The sequence below is a fragment of the Acinetobacter sp. 12966 genome, from assembly GCF_031196995.1.
GTDB classification, from domain to species: Bacteria; Pseudomonadota; Gammaproteobacteria; order Pseudomonadales; family Moraxellaceae; genus Acinetobacter; species Acinetobacter geminorum.
This window is the reverse complement of record NZ_JAVIMC010000124.1, coordinates 61,868-80,624: the sequence shown is the minus strand read 5'-3', so window position 1 is coordinate 80,624 and position 18,757 is coordinate 61,868. Positions and strand designations below refer to the sequence as shown.

Here is an 18,757-nt window from a genome sequence, read left to right as displayed (position 1 = left end):
TTGAGATTCAACCACAAAAGATTTTTTTTGCACTGTTATTTTTATATTGTACTTTTGTATCATTGTGTAAATTGAAATAAATTGATTTTAGATATATTGAATTGTAATACAAATCAATAACTTATAGTTTTTTAATATTTATTTTTTTTAATTTTTTCTGCAAAAAAACGCCATTCTGAAAAAAACTAAATTCATATAGGGTTATAAATAGGCTGTTGGTCAAAAAAAATTTATAGAAATTTAAAATAAAGTTAAAAAAATCGACAATTTTTTGGTCAATTAATAATATTTTTATGCACATTCGGCTTATTTAGTGCCTAAAAATAGCAATTAGCTGATTAAATTTTCAAAAAGTTTATGCATTCCTTGGGTCGCTGACATCTTTAATAATTCGTATTGTTGAGGAACACGCAAATGATCCGCATTTGGATCTATATAGTAGGCTTTACATTGATCTGAAATTTCATGTACTAAAGCCGCAACGGGATATACGCTTAATGTCGAGCCTATCACAATAAAAATATCTGCACTCTGTACTAATTGAATTGCTTCTTCATAAGCAGGCACAGCTTCACCAAACCAGACTACATGTGGACGCAGGGGATAGCCATCTGCGCAAAAGTCTTGTTCTAGATCTAGCTTCCATCCGTTAATATCGTAAAACTGTGTTGTAAATTGTGCATCAGGGCCAGAGCTTTTCGCTAAACGAATATTTCCATGCAAATGTAAAACTTTGGAACTTCCAGCCCGTTCATGTAAATCATCAATATTTTGAGTAATCACTTGTACGTCAAAGTGGTTTTGTAGTTTGGCAATATATTGATGAGCTTCGTTAGGTTTAGCCTCTAAAATATTTTTACGTCGCTCATTATAAAAGCGTTGAACTAAGGCAGGATCCCTTTGCCATGCCTCAGGTGTGGCAACTTGTTGGATGTCGTAATTTTCCCATAAGCCATTACTGTCACGAAAAGTGCTGATTCCACTTTCGGCACTCATGCCCGCACCTGAAAATACAACAAGGTTTGTCATAGAATTCACCTATTCGGAAAGCTAATTTTAAATAGATAATAAAAAACCAGTTTAAAACTAAACTGGTTTTATCAAATATTGAAAGCGATGCCTATCTTTTATAAGCCAGCTTCATATTCTGCATTTGATAAAAGTTTTTCAACATCTGCAATGTTGTCTGGTTTAATTTTATAAATCCAGCCTTTACCATATGGATCTTCATTTACAAAGTCAGGATCATCTTCAAGGTCAGTATTTACTTCTACTACAGTGCCTGAAACAGGAGCATGGATGTCAGAAGCAGTTTTTACTGATTCAACCACACCAGCTTGTTCGCCAGCAGTAACTTTACTCCCAACTTCTGGAGTTTCAACGTAAACCAAATCGCCAAGTTCATCTTGTGCATGATCGGTAATCCCGGTAATAACTAAATCACCCTCAATCTTTACCCACTCATGTGTACGTGCATACTTCAGTTCCGAAGGATGATTCATGATAACTCCTTAAGCTTGTGTCCAATAGTTTTAAACATTATAAGTATGGGTCTTTACGCCAGTTGCTTGGGCTACGGCCACTCCAGCGTTTAAAAGCACGGCTAAAATTTGCAACGTCTGAATAGCCAAGTTCATCTGCAATTTGTTCAAGACTATAATCTGTACGTGAAAGTAGAGATGTTGCATGTCGATAGCGCACTTCATCAACCAATGTAGAAAATGAAGTTCCTTCAGCCGCTAATTGGCGCTTTAGTGTGCGGTCTGACATATGTAGACATTCGGCTACATTTTCAATGCTTAAATAATGTTGTTCAGAATTACTTAAAATATCACGAACTCGCATTGCTAAACGCCGGCGCTCACCTAAAGCGGAAAGTTCGGCTTCGCACTGATTAATAGCAACCTGACTTGCGATAGGATCAGCATTAACTAATTTAATTCCTAGATATTTTTTATCAAAACTTGAAATCAAATGAGGCTGGTTGAAGCGAATTGTGCTGCTTAGTTTATTTCTATACTTTTCAAAACCTTCTGGTTCAGGAAAGTCCAAATCTACATCACCAGCTAAATCTTCGATACCCGTAATCGCTTTAGCCATACTCATAATACCAATGGTCAAACCTAAAACGATTTCTGTTCTTAGAGGTTCAAGTTCGATGTCACACTGTAATTGTAAGGTGGCTTTTGGACCAAACGTTGAAAAATAGAGTTGTAAAAAGGGTAAACGTAATTGAATAAAGCGTGCTGCAAGGGCAATTGCTTCTGTAATATCTTTAGCTGTCATAATCGCATAGCCAATGAAGCCATGAATCGAAATACGCATTTGAGTACCAAGATGGTACCCCAACGTAGTTTCACCAGTTAAATTAAGAGCGTGTTTAACCAATTCATTTGCTACAGGTGTAGAAATACGATAATCAGGGTCGGCCAGTTGTTCACTAGTAAGATGAAATGGAGCAAATAATGTTTCATCGTTATATCCCCAACGTGAAACAACATCTAATAGCAATAAGCCATAGACTCCCGGAATACCCTGATCTTGACGAGCTGAGGTAATTTTCATATGCGTTCCATTGCTCTCATCAATTTGTCACATGCATTTCTTACACATCTTGTCATGAAATATAATCTGAGTTTATAAAAACTGTTAGACAATCATATCAACCATGTTTTAAACATTCTTTTTAAAGACAACAATTTTTGTTGTTGAAATAAGTAATACGTCGCCATTTTGATTTAAGGCTTGCGTAACGTAACTTACAATACCACGATCTAATTTTGTTTTGGATGGTGTGATCGCTGAAATTTCTGCTTCAACATGAATTTTATCACCTGGTCGAGTAGGGCGTGGCCAACGTAAGCTGGACTCTGAACCAATCAGGCCGCCATGAATCGGCATACATTCCGTCCATAACCGCATAGTAATTGCAGAAGTATGCCAACCGCTAGCAGCAATTCCCTGAAAAATTGGATCATGCTTAGCTTGTTCTTCATCTATATGGAAGGGCTGAGGGTCATAGGAGTTTGCGAATTTTTTGATTTCATCTAAGGTAATTTCATATTCACGGCTAATGAAGCGATCACCAATTTTCAAATCTTCTAAATAAAGCATTAATCTTGACCCTGTAATACTTTTTGTTCAATTAGGAAACCACCTGTTTGACGTTTCCATAACTGTGCGTATATACCATTTTGCGCAATTAACTCTTCATGAGTTCCTTGCTCAGCAATTCGACCTTCATCAAGAACGATTAAACGGTCCATTTGTGCAATAGTAGATAAACGGTGTGCAATTGCAATAACGGTTTTATCAACCATCAGGTCATTTAAACTTGACTGGATTGCTGCTTCAACTTCCGAGTCTAATGCACTAGTTGCTTCATCTAAAATAAGAATAGGAGCATCCTTTAAGAATACACGTGCAATAGCAATACGCTGTCTTTGACCGCCAGAAAGCTTGACACCACGTTCACCTACTTGAGCGTTATAACCACTACGTCCTTTTAAATCAACTAATTGCGGAATAAATTCAGCAGCTTTGGCTTTATTTACAGCATTTTCCATATCTGCATCAGACGCATCTGGGCGGCCATATTTAATGTTTTCTGCAACTGAGCGATGTAATAAAGACGTATCTTGAGTAACTAAAGCAATATTAGCTCTTAGACTATCTTGAGTTACATCTTCGATGTTTTGGCCATCAATTAAAATGGCACCTTGCTTAAGATGGTAAAAATGTAAAAGCAACTGGATCAGCGTCGACTTTCCTGCGCCAGAACGGCCCACAATTCCTATTTTTTCGCCTGCTCTAATATGCAAGTTGAAGTGATCAATCACATTTTTATTGTTATAAGCAAAGCTTACATCTTTAAATACAATCTCACCTTTGGTGACTTTAAGTGGTTTTGCATCCGGTTTGTCTTGAATATTGATTTTTTTACCTAATGTTTGCATACCATCTTGAATGGTTCCAACATTTTCAAATAAGGCTGACATATGCCACATCATAAATTCAGCCATACTATTAAGTTTTAGAATCATTGCAGTAGTTGCTGCAATTACACCTAATGCTGCTAAACCTTGAGTCCATAGCCAAACAGAGGTACCAATTACACCTACAAACAAAACAGCAGACAACATATTAATGCTGACTTCAAAGAGGGTACCTAAACGCATTTGGGCATAGACTGTAGTCATAAACTCTTTCATCGATGCTTTTGCGTATTGGCTTTCACGACCAGCATGGGCAAATAGTTTTACTGTTTGGATATTGGTGTATGCATCTGTTACGCGGCCTGTCATGACAGCACGAGCATCGGCTTGTTGCTGGGAAACTTTACTTAAGCGGGGGATAAAGAACCATGCGCTTAATAAAAATAGGCTTAACCAAACTAAAAGTGGAATAAGTAAAATTGGTGAAATTGCGCCCAGAACAATGCTGACTGTAATGAAGTAAATGCTGACGTATGCCAACATGTCACCCAAAATAATCCAGAACTCACGGATTGCTAGTGCTGTTTGCATAACTTTGGCAGAAAGTCGTCCTGCAAAGTCATTATGGAAAAAGTCTAAGCTTTGTTTCAATAAAAGATTATGGAAACGCCAGCGCAAACGCATTGGGAAGGTGCTATATAAAATTTGATGTTTGATAATAGATTGAATATTTACAAAAAAGATATTGGTAAATAAGACTGCAATCAAAATGAGTAAATCAGTAGCATGCTGACTTAAAAAGCTTTCCGGATGACTTTTACTTAACCAGTCTACGAGTTGTCCAATCTTTGAAAAAAGTAAGGCTTCAAAGCTTGCAGCACCTGCTGTAAAAAGAATAAGTAAGAATAAGTAAGGGCGTAGGCCTTCCGTAGCTTGCCAAACAAATGGGAAAAAACGAGTTGGTAAAGGTTCATCTAAACCTTTAGTTGGGTAGGGATCTACAAGTTTTTCAAACCACTTCAGCATGAATTACTACCTTTGAGACAAAAGCCACTTAATTAAATCTTTGCAATTTAATTTGCAAAAAGTCAGTTAGATCAATATCACTTAAGGTTTCGATCTTGTGAATATATGCAAATACACATGAACTGATTATGTTGTACGTCTTAAATTAATACATGACGCAAAAAAGGAGACTCGAAGAAATCTTCAAGAACGTCGCGAGGACTAAAAGTATTATTCATTATATCGAGATTAATAGATAAAGGGTGAAGGAATTTATTCTTTAAGTATTTTTTCTTAGTATTTTGAACATTTGTTAAATTATTACAGCTGCACATTAATTAGAAGAGGCCTTTAGATCTATATCATAAAGGCCTAAGTATTGTATTACCACATTAAGTCATCTGGAATAACATATGCTGCATATGGATCGTCCTCATCAGTAGCTTGTTCGTTTTTCTCAGCATTATTAATCAAAATGAAGCCTTGCATTTTTTGATCAATTTTTTCACCTAAAGCTTTTGGAAGATAGGCGTATTGATCTTGATCTTTAGCAATAACTAGGCTACCTGTAACAAGTGCATTATAAACTTGCTGAGATAGATACACTTTTTTGATTTTATTTTCATCAATAAATTGATAAGCCACATCCCCAGCAAAATCAGTAATCTTGTGCTGCTTAATCATCTGAATGATTGACGCTTTAAGTGCTTTTTCTTCAAGCTGTTTCTGTTTTTCTAAATTTAAAGCCTGATCTTTAGCTACTTTTTCTTGTTGAGCTTTTTCAATATTTGCTTTGATTTCAGCTTCATTGCTTAGTCCAAGACGCTGTTCGTGATGAGCTTGCTTTGTTAATTTTTTTGCTTTTTTATTATCAACTAAACCAGCTTTTAATAGCTGTGCTTGTAAGGCATTTTTAACCATGTCTTAGTCCTTGTGTGAAGTTGAAGTGCTATAGAGATAAACTACCCAGTAAGAAATACTTAAGGCTAAGCTTAAAGTTGCCGGCAATAAAAATGATTGTAGCTTTAAATATGGATGTACTGAAGCGGCAAGAATTCCACCCAGCAGAAAGCCGATAAAAATAAGTAGATGTAAAACAATACGTCTATTTTCTACTATTAAGCCTCTGGCTTTATACCCAAGTGCTAAACCAATATCAGTTAAAACACCTGATAGATGGGTAGTGCGGATGATTGTTCCTTTATAGTGGCTTACCATTGCATTTTGTAAACCCATTGCTGTACAAGCCCATAATAATCCATAGCGTGGAAAATAAGGAAGCAATAGCCAGCAAAGGAAAATGAATAAGGCAACAAGGCTCAAAGGTAAGCCATAACGACGACCTAGTCGAAAATGACTGCTACCTAAAATAAAACCACTATAAAATGAACCGCAAACATAGCAAATAATCACTAGAAGTAAAAAAATGATATGTTCGGGTTGCCACTCTACCAAACTCATAGCCAGCATACTAACGTTGCCAGTCATATGTGAAATAGATTGATGCAAAAGAGTAATTAACCCTAATACATTAATCATTCCGGCATTAAATGCCAGCAAAAAGGCTCCAAGTTGGAACCAGTTTGGTAGACGTTGAAATGGCATTTTCTTAAGACGCTTGCTTAGAGCGAATATCTACAGCTGCGGTAAATAATACATCTGTAGATGAGTTAAGGGCTGTTTCTGTAGAGTCTTGCAATACACTGATAATCATACCAACCGCTACAACTTGCATAGCAATCTCTGTTGAAATACCAAATAGACTACAAGCTACCGGAATCAGAAGTAAAGAACCACCTGCAACACCAGAAGCACCACATGCCGAAACTGCAGCAACAACTGATAAAATAACCATTGTTGCAAAATCAACATGAATACCAAGAGTATGTACAGTTGCTAGTGTGAGAACCGTAATTGTCACTGCTGCACCAGCCATATTTACAGTTGCACCTAATGGAATAGATACACTAGCTGTCGATGGATTAACACCTAAACGTTCAGCCAAATCCAGGTTAACTGGAATGTTTGCCGCTGAGCTTCGTGTAAAGAAAGCGGTGATCCCACTTTCTTTTAAACACTTAAAAACTAACGGGTATGGATTGCTGCGGATAGTTAAACCCACCAAAATTGGGTTCACTACGAGAGCAACAAATAACATTGTTCCTATTAATACCATTAATAAGCGTGCATAGCTCTCAAGCGTTGCAAGTCCGGCATCAGCAAATGTTACGGCAACTAGACCAAAAATGCCGACTGGTGCAAAAGCAATTACTTTATGAATAATAGCACTTACAGCATGCGAAACATCTTGCATTACTTGTTTAGTAGTATCTGAACTATGGCGCATAGCTAAACCTAAACCAATCGCCCAAGCCAAGATACCAATAAAATTAGCTTCACTAATTGCTTGAACAGGGTTTGCAATAAAGCTTAAGAGCAAGTTTTTTAATATATCTGCGAGACTACCAGGCGCTTGTAAATTATTATGAGAAACCGTGTTGAGATAAAGAGTGCTTGGAAAAGATAAACTTGCAATAACAGCACTAAAAGCGGCTAGCAACATACCTATAACATACAGTAGTAAGACTGGGCGTAAATTTGCACTATGGCCTACTTGGAAGTTGGCAATAGAAGAAAGCACCAATACAAAAACTAAAATAGGGGCAACCGATTTTAAGGCTTTAATGAAAAGCTCACCAAATAAACTTAAGTAAGGCGTAATGTTCGGAAATAGTAATGCAACGCCTATCCCTAGAATAATAGCGATAATAATCTTAGTGACTAAGCTTAATCGAGAAAAGAATGCAAGCATATAAAGGCCTTATTAACCTAATCATGGCTAAAGGTTGAACAAGCGGAGTATTTTATACTTAAGTGATGTGAATCTTAAGCTTTTTTATAGCACCTATAAGCATTTATAATTAATGGTAATATTAAATAGTTGTTTTTATTGTAATTAATTTTATATTTGAAGTTTTGTAGTTGGTGGTTTTGCTTGTTAATTGCTCATTAAAAAACTAGGTATATCAAAAATCTGTAGAAGTATCGAATAGACTAAGGAAAAATAAATTGGCAAAAGGTTAAATATGGTGGAGCATTTGGAAAAGCTACGCGAATTTTCAAAACTTTGTGCTTGGATTGGACTCTAAGCTTTCAAGCTGAAAAATCGCATATTTCAGGAAATTACTACTATTATTATAAATTTATAATTTGAAGATACTACTTACTTACACAGTACAGCTGATAAAGCGTGTTTAAAATCGAATGCATATTGTCATCCTTAATAGAATAAAAAATTTGTTTACCATCACGACGAGTTGATACAACATCACTTTTACGTAACATCATCAGTTGTTGTGAAAGAGTGGGCTGGGTAATTTGGGTCTTCTCTTCTATTTGCGAGACATTTAACTCCTCATAAGCTAAGTGACATAAAATTAATAAACGATCTGTATTAGCCAAAGATTTGAGAATTCCAACGACTGAATCAGCCGCATTTTTCATTTCTTCAATTTGGAGTCCATCTTTCATACTTTATACCTATATCAATATAGCGGGCATAGTATAGATTGATCTTAAAGAAATGAATGTAGCAAAACTAATCAATCCAATTGTTTTTGTTGAAAAGCAATATAAGGGGAATTGATAAATAAGTAGTCTTTCCAATGAAAAACAATTGTTTGTATTTCTTTTGTGTCTAAAGTGTTGCATTGTGTTATAAGTGTAATTGTTAAGTATAAGTGAATCGAAGTCAACAGAAAATAAGTGTGATCTAATCGCTATAAATAGTTAAATCCAATTTATCTTCAAGTAAAACATAAAAAAAGATTGAGTTTTTATTTTTTAAATATATAATTTGTTTTGTACAGACAGGTCTGTATATTTTGGTTTGGTAAGGTCGAAAAAAACGTCTAATTTTGAACCAAAATTACTTTCAGACGCAGCGTGATACATAAGAAGAATCATTAAATATAAGAAGAAGAATATCACGCTTTATTTTTATGCAGCTCTTTCAAAATCGATTAATTTTTCTACTCGAGTCCAATAATCATTGATTTTTATTGAACCATGTTCGACCTGAGCCTGTATGGTCATACCTTCCAAAATATTAACGAGTAGTAAAGATAGGGGAACTGGCTCTTTTACATCATACTGGTTAAGAAGATTTTGCATGAGTTGGGTCAACCAAGCTTTATACAAAGTGGCAGGTTGATGTGTTGAAGGATATTGTTTTAAAACTTCTTCCAAGGCTTTTTGAAACATACAGCCATTAAAATCTTCGCTATTAAACCAGTCCGAATACCATAAAAATACTGCTTTAATTCTCGCAAGAGGGTCTAACTCATCATGTTTTGATAAGGCAGAAGTAAGAGAGTTTTGTAGAAGCGTATTTCGAAGAAGTAGGCACTCTTCAATTAATTTTTCTTTTGATGGAAAATGCTTATAGAAAGTCATTTTTGCAACGCCAGATTCATTAATGATGCGATCTACACCTATAGAATTATAGCTATACGAGTTAAAAAGTCTTAATGCTGTGTTAATAATGTCATCTTTTTTCGACATATTTTAGCCTCTCACAAATGAATTGCTATTAGCTTGAACGGTGATCTTTATCAATGAGAATCTAGATAATTTAATTTTACAAGGTATTGTTTGTTATTGATAGAAAAAAGATATTATTTTTTTAAACGCTGAAGTTTTACTTTTAAGGGAATGGTAAAGAGTTTTAGGCTATATATTTAAATAATTATACTTCAGTTTTCAAAATCTTTTAACTTCAATATTTTTGCGATAAGTCGATTTTAAAATTTAAAAAGGGGGAATTAATAAACAAAAAACGAATCTATTTTTGAGTTTGTCGGCCAATTTAAAAGTGGACTTCCCATTGCTTTGAAAAGTCCACTTTTATTAAAGTTCTTACTCTGAAGGAGGTAAAAGCATCAAAATAGATTCGTTGAGTAAGTACGCAACATTTTCAAGGATTTCAAGCTCATTAAATTCACTATCGAAAGCTAAGCTTTCTCCATCAGCAATAGCTTTTAATTTTGGTGCAAAAGTTTGAGTTATACATAGCGCTTCGCCATTTCCCCAGAAGTTTAGAATTCCGTTATTTTCTGTATAAAGTAGGCGAGAGGCAGGTTCTAATAAAACTTCATAACCTTCATGTAAGATCTCTTGAAGATCATCAGCTTCGATCTCATCAGGTTCTGGAATATTATCTGGATATTTAGGTTCGCTCATATATGACATGATTGCGGCATCAAGTGCTGCAGAATCTTGCAACTGAGCTAAAACTAGGTCTTTTAGATAACTTAGTTCAGTTGAGTTAATTTCACCAATTTGACTCATTTGTTTGCGTGCGATATCTACAACAGGATTTTGAAGTAAAGTATTAGCTGAAAATTGATCGCTAATACGTTCCATCATTCCTGCAACGTTTGGCATGCGAAAGCCAAATGAGAATGTTAAGCAGTCATCTTCGGCAACCCCGTAATGTGCCATTCCAGGTGGAACATATAGTAAATCACCTGGTGCTAAAACCTCATCAAATTGCACATCTATTTCTGGCAAAAGTTTTAATGGTTGATTGGGTACAAATGCAGTATTTACATCGCACATTTGACCTAGCTGCCAGCGACGATGACCATGACCCTGAACTAAAAATACATCATAGAAATCGAAATGTTTCCCAACTGAACCACCCTTAGGCGCATAAGACACCATAATATCGTCGCGGCGCCATTGAGGAATAAAAGGAAATTTTTTCCAAAGTTCAGAAAGATCAAAAGAGTAGTGATCTACTGCCTGTACTAAAATTGACCATAATTTTGGTAGCTTTTGAAAGTCGCCTTTGGTTAAAGGTGAAGATTTTACGTGCCATTCATTTGGATTTTTATCTTTTTGGCGAATCAGTCTGGCACTTGCATGTTCTTCCAAGGCAAGTTCTTGCACATCCTGGGGTTGTAAAAGACCTACAATCTCTGGCAATCCGTTACGCACCAGTAAAGGTTTTTTCTGCCAATACTCTGCTAAAAATTGCTCGGCAGTAATGCCGCCTAAAACTGCTAAAGGTTCTGTCATGGAAATAACCTATTTATAAAATATCTAGAATTAAGGAATTTGTAGATCAAGTTGCCTTAAAATATGGCAAAGTTGAATTATAGGAAGACCCATAAGTGTGGTCTGGTCTTGGCCTATCATTTTTTCAAACAAGCTAATTCCTAAACTTTCACACTTAAAGCTACCTGCGCAATGTAGTGGCTGATCTAATAAAACGTATCGTTCAATTTCAGCTTGATTCAGGTTTCGAAATTTAACTTGATAATGTTCAACGAGCGTTTGTTCAAAGTTTCTATCGAGCCATTGCACGCTAAGAGCTGTACTAAAAAAAACAGTTCGACCAGAATTATCTGCTAGTTGTGCTTTAGCATTTTCAATAGTCATCGGTTTGCCAATAAAGTCATGCGGAGCGTGTTCTCGCCAAGCAACTTGATCTGAACCAATAACGATAGCTGATGGGTTCTGTTCAGCAATCACCTGAGCTTTTGTGAAAGCGAGCCTTTTTGCAAGTTCATCGGCATGGGTTTCATCGCGAGGACTTTCATCAATATCTGGACTAACACAGATATAATTAATTCCAAGACGATCCATTAAGTCTCTGCGAGTTTGACTACTCGATGCCAAAATAATTTGTGGCTGAACCATTACACTGCAAATTCCATTAATACATCTAAAGGTACATAGCTTAATACGGCTTGATGACATGCATGTATTTTAATAGGAGGTGCTTCACCAGCTTGATAAGCCTCTACCCAGCGAGTTACGCAGATACACCAGAAATCACCCGGTTTTAAGCCAGGGAAGCCTACTTCTGGTAAAGGAGTAATAAGATCATTCCCAATTTTCTGAGAAAAATTTAAGAAATCCGAGGTCATTTGCGCACATACGGTGTGTTGACCAAGGTCTGTTATTGCAGTGTGGCAGAAACCATTTCTAAAATAGCCTGTAATAGGGTCAAAGCAACAACTTGCTAAAGGTTCCCCTAAAACATTTAAGCGATTGATTTGTGGATCTGGATGAATAGACATAATGGGTGAAATATCAAATAACTACCTCTATCATAATCAAAACTGGGGCTTTCTACAGCTTTTATGCAAAAAAACTAACCTTTTTTGATGTAATCATTTAAAATTGGCGCGTTTTTAAAATCATAAAGAGAGCTTTACATGAATTTTCAGCGTATGACTGACCTTAACTTAACAGGCAAACGTGTCCTTATTCGTGAAGATTTAAACGTTCCTGTCAAAAATGGTGTGATTACTAGTGATGCTCGCTTACGTGCAGCATTACCAACGATTAAAGCTGCTTTAGATAAAGGCGCAGCAGTGATGGTATTTTCGCATCTAGGTCGTCCTGTTGAAGGTGAACCAAAGCCAGAACAATCACTTGCACCAGTCGCTGCATATTTAACAGAAGTATTAGGGCAAGAAGTTAAATTATTAACAGACTATCTAGAAGGCGTTGAAGTTGAAGCTGGTCAAGTTGTACTACTTGAGAATGTGCGCTTTAACCATGGCGAAAAGAAAAATAATCCAGAGCTTGCACAAAAATATGCTGCATTATGTGACGTATTTGTTATGGATGCATTTGGTACTGCTCATCGTGCAGAAGCATCTACTGAAGGTGTAGCTCGTTTTGCTCCAGTTGCTGCTGCTGGTCCTTTGTTGGCTGCTGAGTTGGATGCATTAGGTCGTGCAATGCAAACTCCTGAAAAACCAATGGTTGCAATTGTTGCTGGTTCGAAAGTTTCAACTAAACTTGATGTTTTAAACTCACTTTCTAGTATTTGCGATCAACTTATTGTTGGCGGTGGTATTGCAAATACATTCTTGGCAGCTGCTGGTTTTAACGTTGGTAAATCATTATATGAAGCTGACTTGGTTGAAACTGCAAAACAAATCGCTGCTAAAGTAAGCGTTCCACTTCCTACAGATGTTGTAGTTGCTGATGCATCGCAAATTAATTTTGAAGATTTCTTAGGTTCTTTAGCAGCAGCTCAGGCTGTAGTGAAGAAAGTAGAAGATGTGACTGCAAATGATATGATTTTAGACGTTGGTCCGGAAACTGCTAAAGCATTTGCTGATATTTTAACAACATCAAAAACGATTCTTTGGAACGGTCCAGTTGGCGTATTTGAAGTAGATCAATTTGGTGAGGGTACCAAAGCTCTTTCTCTTGCTGTTGCTCAGTCTGAAGGTTTCTCAATCGCTGGTGGTGGAGATACATTAGCTGCGATTGATAAATATAACGTAGCTGACCAAATTGGTTATATTTCTACAGGTGGTGGTGCATTCCTTGAATTTGTTGAAGGGAAAACATTACCAGCAGTTGCTGTTTTACTTGAACGTGCTTAATACTGTTATATAGAAATGACAAGGGATTGGGTAACCAATCCCTTTTTCATTGATAAGTCATGAAACTGTCATATATCTGAAATAAAATAATGAGCATTAAATCACCAACTGTGGAAAATAGTGATGAATTTAAAGCTTACATTTGCTGCTGTGTTAATTGTACCGATGATGTTGACTGCTTGTGCTAAGAAAGATGAAGCATCTCAAGCTGGACAAGAATCGGCAGCTTCTACTGCTGTTTCTGAAAAAGTAACGCCTGAGCAACAAGCAGCAATTGATGCGATTGATAAGCCAGTTCTAGATGAAAAGAATACAGATGTGGTTGAAGGTAGTGCGCCAAGTGAGGCGGCTGCTTCAGAAACACATTAATTTGTTGTTTTTTGTTAAAAAATCCCTGCAAATGCAGGGATTTTTTTTGAAATACTGTGATTTGTTGCTGAATTGAAATAAATGACAGGGTAGAATAAGCCGCACTACCTGGGAGGATATTATGGCACTCATTTCAATGCGCCAGCTCTTGGATCACGCTGCTGAACATAACTACGGCGTACCAGCATTTAACGTAAATAACTTAGAACAAATGCGTGCAATTATGCTTGCCGCGGATGCAACCAATTCACCTGTAATTGTTCAAGCATCAGCTGGAGCTCGCAAATATGCAGGCGCTCCATTCTTACGCCATCTTATTTTGGCTGCAATTGAAGAATGGCCGCATATTCCAGTGGTAATGCATCAAGACCATGGAACAAGCCCTGATATCTGTCAGCGTTCAATTCAGCTTGGCTTTAGCTCAGTAATGATGGACGGTTCATTAGGTACAGATGGTAAAACACCTACTTCTTACGAATACAACGTTGATGTAACTCGTAATGTTGTTGCTTTAGCGCATGCGTGCGGTGTTTCTGTCGAAGGTGAGATTGGCTGTTTAGGTAGCCTTGAAACTGGTATGGCTGGCGAAGAAGACGGTGTTGGTGCTGAAGGTGTCCTTGATCACTCACAACTTCTTACTTCAGTTGAAGAAGCGACTCAGTTTGTTGCCGATACTAATGTAGATGCATTGGCGATTGCTGTAGGTACTTCACATGGTGCTTACAAATTCACTCGTCCACCTACAGGCGATATCTTGGCGATTGACCGCATTAAAGAAATTCATGCGGCGTTACCAAATACTCATCTTGTTATGCATGGCTCAAGTTCTGTGCCGCAAGAGTGGTTGAAAGTAATCAATGAGTTTGGCGGTGATATTAAAGAGACTTATGGGGTACCTGTTGAACAGCTTGTAGAAGCAATCAAACATGGTGTACGTAAGATTAATATCGATACAGACTTGCGTTTAGCATCTACTGGTGCAATTCGTCAGTTTATGGCTGAAAATCCAGCTGAGTTCGATCCACGTAAATACTTTGCTAAAACTGTAGATTCAATGAAGCAAATTTGTATTGATCGTTATGAAGCGTTTGGTACAGCTGGTAATGCTGACAAGATCCGCCCAATTTCTTTAGAGAAAATGGTTGATCGTTATAAATAATTCCCGCTAGGGTTTAATTTATAGAAACCGGTTATTTATATAACCGGTTTTTTATTAGATAAATTTCATTCAAAAAAACCTGTGATAAACACAGGTTTTGATAAAGACAAAAAGACTTACTTTTGTAAGTTCTTTTTGTCTAGACTTGGGTCTTTGATTTCTACATAGGCATTTGCACGCACTTCACGCAACCAGCTATCAATCTCGGTGTTAAATTGGCGTTCACCTAAAATTTGACGTGCCATACGTTCTTGATATTCATGTGTCATATCTTTTTCACGTTTCTCAGTCACTTGTAAGATATGCCAGCCGAATTGAGTTTGGAAAGGTTCGCTGATTTCACCTACAGGAATTTCCTGCATTTTTTTGTCAAATTCAGGCACCATCATTCCAGGTGTTACCCAACCTAGACTTCCGCCATCACGCGCTGAACCTGTGTCGTTAGAATAAGTCGCTGCAAGTGTTGCAAAATCTGCACCCGATTTTAAGCGTTTATAGATGTTATCAATAATTTGCTTGGCATTCTCAAGAGTAACTACTTCAGATGGTTGAATGAGAATGTGGCGGGTTTGAAATTGAGGTACTAAAGCTTTTTGCTCATTTTGTTTACGTTCAAGAAGCTTTAAAACATGTACGCCATCACGTACGGAAACTAAGTCAGTTGTTTGACCATCTTGTAATGGAGTAATACGAGCCGCAAGTTCAGCAGGAATATCAGACAGTGGGCGGAACCCCATGTCTGCACCTTCAACTTTTACATTTGCAGTTGAAAGTTTTTTCAAAGCATTTATATCATTACTTTGTGCAAGCTTTGAACGGACTTCTTGAGCTACAGATTGAACTTCTTGTGCATTGTCACCAGAAATGCGCATATGAATTACATGTGCTTGATTACCTAGCGCAGCTTGTCCCTGAGGTGATTTTAAGAAGTTTTCTACATCTTGATCACTAATTTTAATACGAGACATCACTTGTTGTTGGCGCAAACGGCTAATCGCTAAATCTTCAGCGATTCGATTGCGCAAACTTTCATAAGTTCCCGGAGCCATAGCATCTAATTTTTGCTGGAAAGCTTCTAAACTTTTAGAGCCAGATTGACTTGCTACTTTAAGTACAGCTTCATTTAAGCTCTTTTCATCAGGTTTAATGCCATATTTTTTAACTTGTTCAAGTTGAGCTTGACGCAAAATTAACTGATCCAATACCTGAAACTGTAAATATTGTTGAGGTGGCACTTCTTTCTTTTGAGCTTGCAGTTCATGAGCTGCTTCAGCCATACCTTGTTGAAGATCGCTTTTTAAAATTACGCTATTGTCCACAATTGCCACAACTTCATCAGCGGGTTGGGCAAAACTATGCATTGATGAAGAGATTAGGGCAGCAAGTGTAGTTGCTTTAAAAAACTGTTTAAGATGCTTTGTCTTCATTAACGTTGTGTCCAAGATTGATTAATTTTGTTAAAACCTAAAACGCGATTTTCAAGTAAAGACGCGAGTTTATTGTTTAAACCACCTAAACCTTTTAGTGTAATTTCGGCCATGATCGCCCGCTTTTCACTAACATCTGGAGATTTTGGATCGTCAAGATCGTTATAGTATGAACGGCCATAGACAGAAATACCCCAGCAACATGACTCATAGTTAACTCCTAGCAAGAGTTCACGGGCAACATCATTGTCCATGTCATATTGTACGTGGCCCATAATACGCCAATTATCTTTAATTGGTTGTATAAACGATGCAACAACTTGGTCATAAGTATCTTGACGACCGGTAATTTCTTTACGATAGAAATAGCCTAAGTTGTATAAATTTCCTTTATCACCAGTATAGTAAAGTTGGAAGTCACGTTGAGCATTGTCGCCATTCGACATCCATGCTGAGTTGGCAGCAATGGTAAAGTTTTGATTAAGCTGGCTTGATAGGCTTACAACAGGACCAGTGTTACGCTCGGTATCAAATTCATCTTGCTGTTTTAATGTGACACGACGATCTTCGAAATAGTAACTTTGACCAACACTTGCACGTAAGCGTTCTAAGCCTACTGTATCAAAGAGGCTATAACTTACACCCAATGACAAGAAGTTGTTGTCTTCAAGACGATCATGTCCATAAAAACGATATGGGTTAAATAGCTGATCATAACTAATTGATGCACTTGTCGAATCAAAGTTAGGGTAGCCATCTTGATTTTTGTAAGGAGCGTACGCATAGAAAGCGCGTGGTGTAAGTGTTTGTAAATACTTACCTTCACGTTCAAAGTTCAGTCCAGTATCCAGTGTAAATTGAGGTACAACAACTGATTTATTTTCCGAACCGCCATCTAGATTTTGAGAGGCGATACTGTCCTTATCATAAAACGTTTGAATAGAGCGTACTGAAACTTCAGGAATCACAAAAGCTGCTGGTGTGCGGTAGTTATAGCGTGTTGCGAACTGGTTATAAATACGTGTACCACTACTTTCCTGAGCTGAATCATCATTAATTGATTTCTTAAAGTAAGCAGTATCGTTATTAAATTCGTATTGTAAGCCTAATGGATTACCCGTGACGTAATTTAATAAAAACTGTGGTAAACGGGCATAAGGTTTATCTACGTCTAGAACTTCTGGATCAAGCGTCTGGAAATCTTCGACTTTAAGCTGTGCTTTTAAACCTGGAATACCATGTTGATAGTTAAGTTCCCAAGCTCTACGTAAGTTAAGATCTGTTTTAGAGTTAGGACTGCTATCCAAGTCAGAGAAATAATCTTTATCTGATGCATAGTTATATTCGAGGTTAGTAGACCATTGATCATTGATATCCCAATTATGTAAAAAATGGAAATCTTTACGATCTTTGTCATCATAACCTTTGTCAGATGGCAAGATGCCACCCCACATTTCACCAGCACCAAAGCCATCAGTTAAATATCTAAATTCACCTTTTAGCATTGCACCGCGGTCTGCTAAATATCGCGGAGTAAGTGTCAAATCATAGTTAGGTGCAAGGTTTAAATAAACCGGAACAGAAAGCTCAACACCCCCATCGTTTGAGAAACCAAATTGTGGGTTGAGGATACCTGTAGTACGGCGGTCATCAATCGGGAAGTTAAAATAGGGAACAGCTAGAACAGGAACGTCCTTAACATATAATTTTGTTCCACGAGTTACGCCCCGTCCAGTTTCCTGATTTAACTCAATTTTATTGGCTTGGATTTTCCAACCGGGTTTTTGGCCTGGTGGGCAAGTCGTATAGGTTGCATCATTAAGAACCATAACGTTTGGTGAGGTTCTTTCGATTTTTCCTGCGTGACCATGGGCATGTTGCTGTTCAGAAATATAAAAACTATTGTCTAAATTCCCGGTTTGGGTTTTTAGATTGTAATTAATTTCATCACTCTGCGAAAGTAACCCGCCTTGAGCTAACTGTACTCGACCTTGTGCATGCGCAAAGGTTTGGGTCTTATCAATCGTTACTTTGTCAGCACGAACTGTGCGTCCTTCCTGATCAATAACAACATCACCTTCTAAAACAGAATCACCCGCTGGATTGTAATGTCCGTAGTTAGCCGTAACGACAGAAGTCGCTTTGTCGGCATCTAAAGCTTTGGTCTCAGGGTTAATCGGTGTAACCCATGTGCCTTGGCAAAATGCCGAGCTTAAATATTTATTGTCACGAAGCTGAGCTTCAGGTGCAGATTTATCAACATAATATTGCTGAAAGAATTCTTGACCTGGGTAAGCTTCCTTGATGCTCGCTTTCAGTTGATTATTGTCTATATTGGAGACAACATCAGTTGACTCAGCATAACTTGATTGTATGGAGCCACATAAGAGCGTAAAAATAGCTGTCGCTAAAGGATTAAATTTAAACTGATGCTTCATTGTCTCATTA

Annotated in this window: 18 protein-coding genes; 3 read left to right on the top strand and 15 right to left on the bottom strand. The window is 37.2% G+C overall.

Annotated features, from left to right (window positions below; translation table 11 throughout):
- Positions 1-330: 330 nt before the first annotated feature.
- The 13 genes from RFW85_RS17305 to RFW85_RS17245 all read right to left on the bottom strand — a co-directional run bounded on the left by RFW85_RS17305 (position 331) and on the right by RFW85_RS17245 (position 12,028).
- A complete protein-coding gene (locus RFW85_RS17305) occupies positions 331-1,038 on the bottom strand; it encodes a Sir2 family NAD-dependent protein deacetylase (protein WP_309171741.1) in 708 nt (235 codons plus the stop codon).
- A gap of 89 nt (positions 1,039-1,127) precedes the next feature.
- Entirely contained in the window at positions 1,128-1,502 is a 375-nt protein-coding gene (gene gcvH / locus RFW85_RS17300; RefSeq protein WP_170247734.1) for a glycine cleavage system protein GcvH, read from the bottom strand.
- Between the two features lie 37 nt (positions 1,503-1,539).
- Entirely contained in the window at positions 1,540-2,565 is a 1,026-nt protein-coding gene (locus tag RFW85_RS17295; RefSeq protein ID WP_002121430.1) for an AraC family transcriptional regulator, read from the bottom strand.
- Positions 2,566-2,673: 108 nt separating this feature from the next.
- Entirely contained in the window at positions 2,674-3,114 is a 441-nt protein-coding gene (locus RFW85_RS17290) for a MaoC family dehydratase (RefSeq protein WP_017482285.1), read from the bottom strand.
- On the bottom strand, positions 3,114-4,961 hold the full coding sequence (locus tag RFW85_RS17285) for an ABC transporter ATP-binding protein (RefSeq protein WP_170247733.1): 1,848 nt from the start codon (positions 4,959-4,961) through the stop codon (positions 3,114-3,116). Before RFW85_RS17285 ends, RFW85_RS17290 begins: the two co-directional genes overlap by 1 nt.
- A 363-nt stretch (positions 4,962-5,324) precedes the next feature.
- The gene (locus RFW85_RS17280) at positions 5,325-5,861 is read right to left on the bottom strand and encodes a DUF2058 domain-containing protein (RefSeq protein ID WP_170247732.1); all 537 of its coding nucleotides are present in this window, start codon (positions 5,859-5,861) and stop codon (positions 5,325-5,327) included.
- A 3-nt stretch (positions 5,862-5,864) separates the two neighbouring features.
- Complete coding sequence (locus RFW85_RS17275) at positions 5,865-6,545, bottom strand: YoaK family protein (RefSeq protein WP_032007258.1); 681 nt, start codon at positions 6,543-6,545, stop codon at positions 5,865-5,867.
- A 4-nt stretch (positions 6,546-6,549) separates the two neighbouring features.
- Positions 6,550-7,752 carry a serine/threonine transporter SstT gene (sstT, locus tag RFW85_RS17270; protein ID WP_170247731.1) on the bottom strand — a complete coding sequence of 401 codons (1,203 nt, stop codon included), beginning with the start codon at positions 7,750-7,752 and terminating at the stop codon, positions 6,550-6,552.
- 407 nt (positions 7,753-8,159) lie between these two features.
- On the bottom strand, positions 8,160-8,471 hold the full coding sequence (locus RFW85_RS17265) for a metalloregulator ArsR/SmtB family transcription factor (protein WP_170247730.1): 312 nt from the start codon (positions 8,469-8,471) through the stop codon (positions 8,160-8,162).
- A 468-nt stretch (positions 8,472-8,939) separates the two neighbouring features.
- On the bottom strand, positions 8,940-9,503 hold the full coding sequence (locus RFW85_RS17260) for a TetR/AcrR family transcriptional regulator (RefSeq protein WP_002121343.1): 564 nt from the start codon (positions 9,501-9,503) through the stop codon (positions 8,940-8,942).
- 354 nt (positions 9,504-9,857) lie between these two features.
- Positions 9,858-11,021, bottom strand: a complete 1,164-nt coding sequence (locus tag RFW85_RS17255; RefSeq protein ID WP_170247729.1) for a cupin domain-containing protein — start codon at positions 11,019-11,021, stop codon at positions 9,858-9,860.
- A gap of 30 nt (positions 11,022-11,051) precedes the next feature.
- Complete coding sequence (locus tag RFW85_RS17250; protein ID WP_170247728.1) at positions 11,052-11,645, bottom strand: nucleoside triphosphate pyrophosphatase; 594 nt, start codon at positions 11,643-11,645, stop codon at positions 11,052-11,054.
- Positions 11,645-12,028, bottom strand: coding sequence for a DUF2237 family protein (locus RFW85_RS17245; protein ID WP_170247727.1), 384 nt, complete (start codon positions 12,026-12,028; stop codon positions 11,645-11,647). Before RFW85_RS17245 ends, RFW85_RS17250 begins: the two co-directional genes overlap by 1 nt.
- A 138-nt stretch (positions 12,029-12,166) precedes the next feature.
- Between RFW85_RS17245 and RFW85_RS17240 the strand changes: the two genes are divergently transcribed.
- The 3 genes from RFW85_RS17240 to fba all read left to right on the top strand — a co-directional run bounded on the left by RFW85_RS17240 (position 12,167) and on the right by fba (position 14,882).
- A complete protein-coding gene (locus RFW85_RS17240) occupies positions 12,167-13,354 on the top strand; it encodes a phosphoglycerate kinase (RefSeq protein WP_170247726.1) in 1,188 nt (395 codons plus the stop codon).
- Between the two features lie 123 nt (positions 13,355-13,477).
- Positions 13,478-13,723 carry a hypothetical protein gene (locus RFW85_RS17235; RefSeq protein WP_004642615.1) on the top strand — a complete coding sequence of 82 codons (246 nt, stop codon included), beginning with the start codon at positions 13,478-13,480 and terminating at the stop codon, positions 13,721-13,723.
- Positions 13,724-13,844: 121 nt separating this feature from the next.
- Complete coding sequence (gene fba / locus RFW85_RS17230) at positions 13,845-14,882, top strand: class II fructose-bisphosphate aldolase (protein ID WP_002121428.1); 1,038 nt, start codon at positions 13,845-13,847, stop codon at positions 14,880-14,882.
- Between the two features lie 116 nt (positions 14,883-14,998).
- Here fba and RFW85_RS17225 read toward each other — a convergent pair whose 3' ends face one another.
- Together RFW85_RS17225 and RFW85_RS17220 are read right to left on the bottom strand one after the other, a co-directional pair.
- On the bottom strand, positions 14,999-16,309 hold the full coding sequence (locus tag RFW85_RS17225) for a peptidylprolyl isomerase (protein ID WP_309171738.1): 1,311 nt from the start codon (positions 16,307-16,309) through the stop codon (positions 14,999-15,001).
- A complete protein-coding gene (locus RFW85_RS17220) occupies positions 16,309-18,747 on the bottom strand; it encodes an LPS-assembly protein LptD (RefSeq protein WP_086264555.1) in 2,439 nt (812 codons plus the stop codon). The genes RFW85_RS17225 and RFW85_RS17220 overlap by 1 nt, the downstream gene beginning before the upstream one ends.
- Positions 18,748-18,757 lie beyond the last annotated feature (10 nt).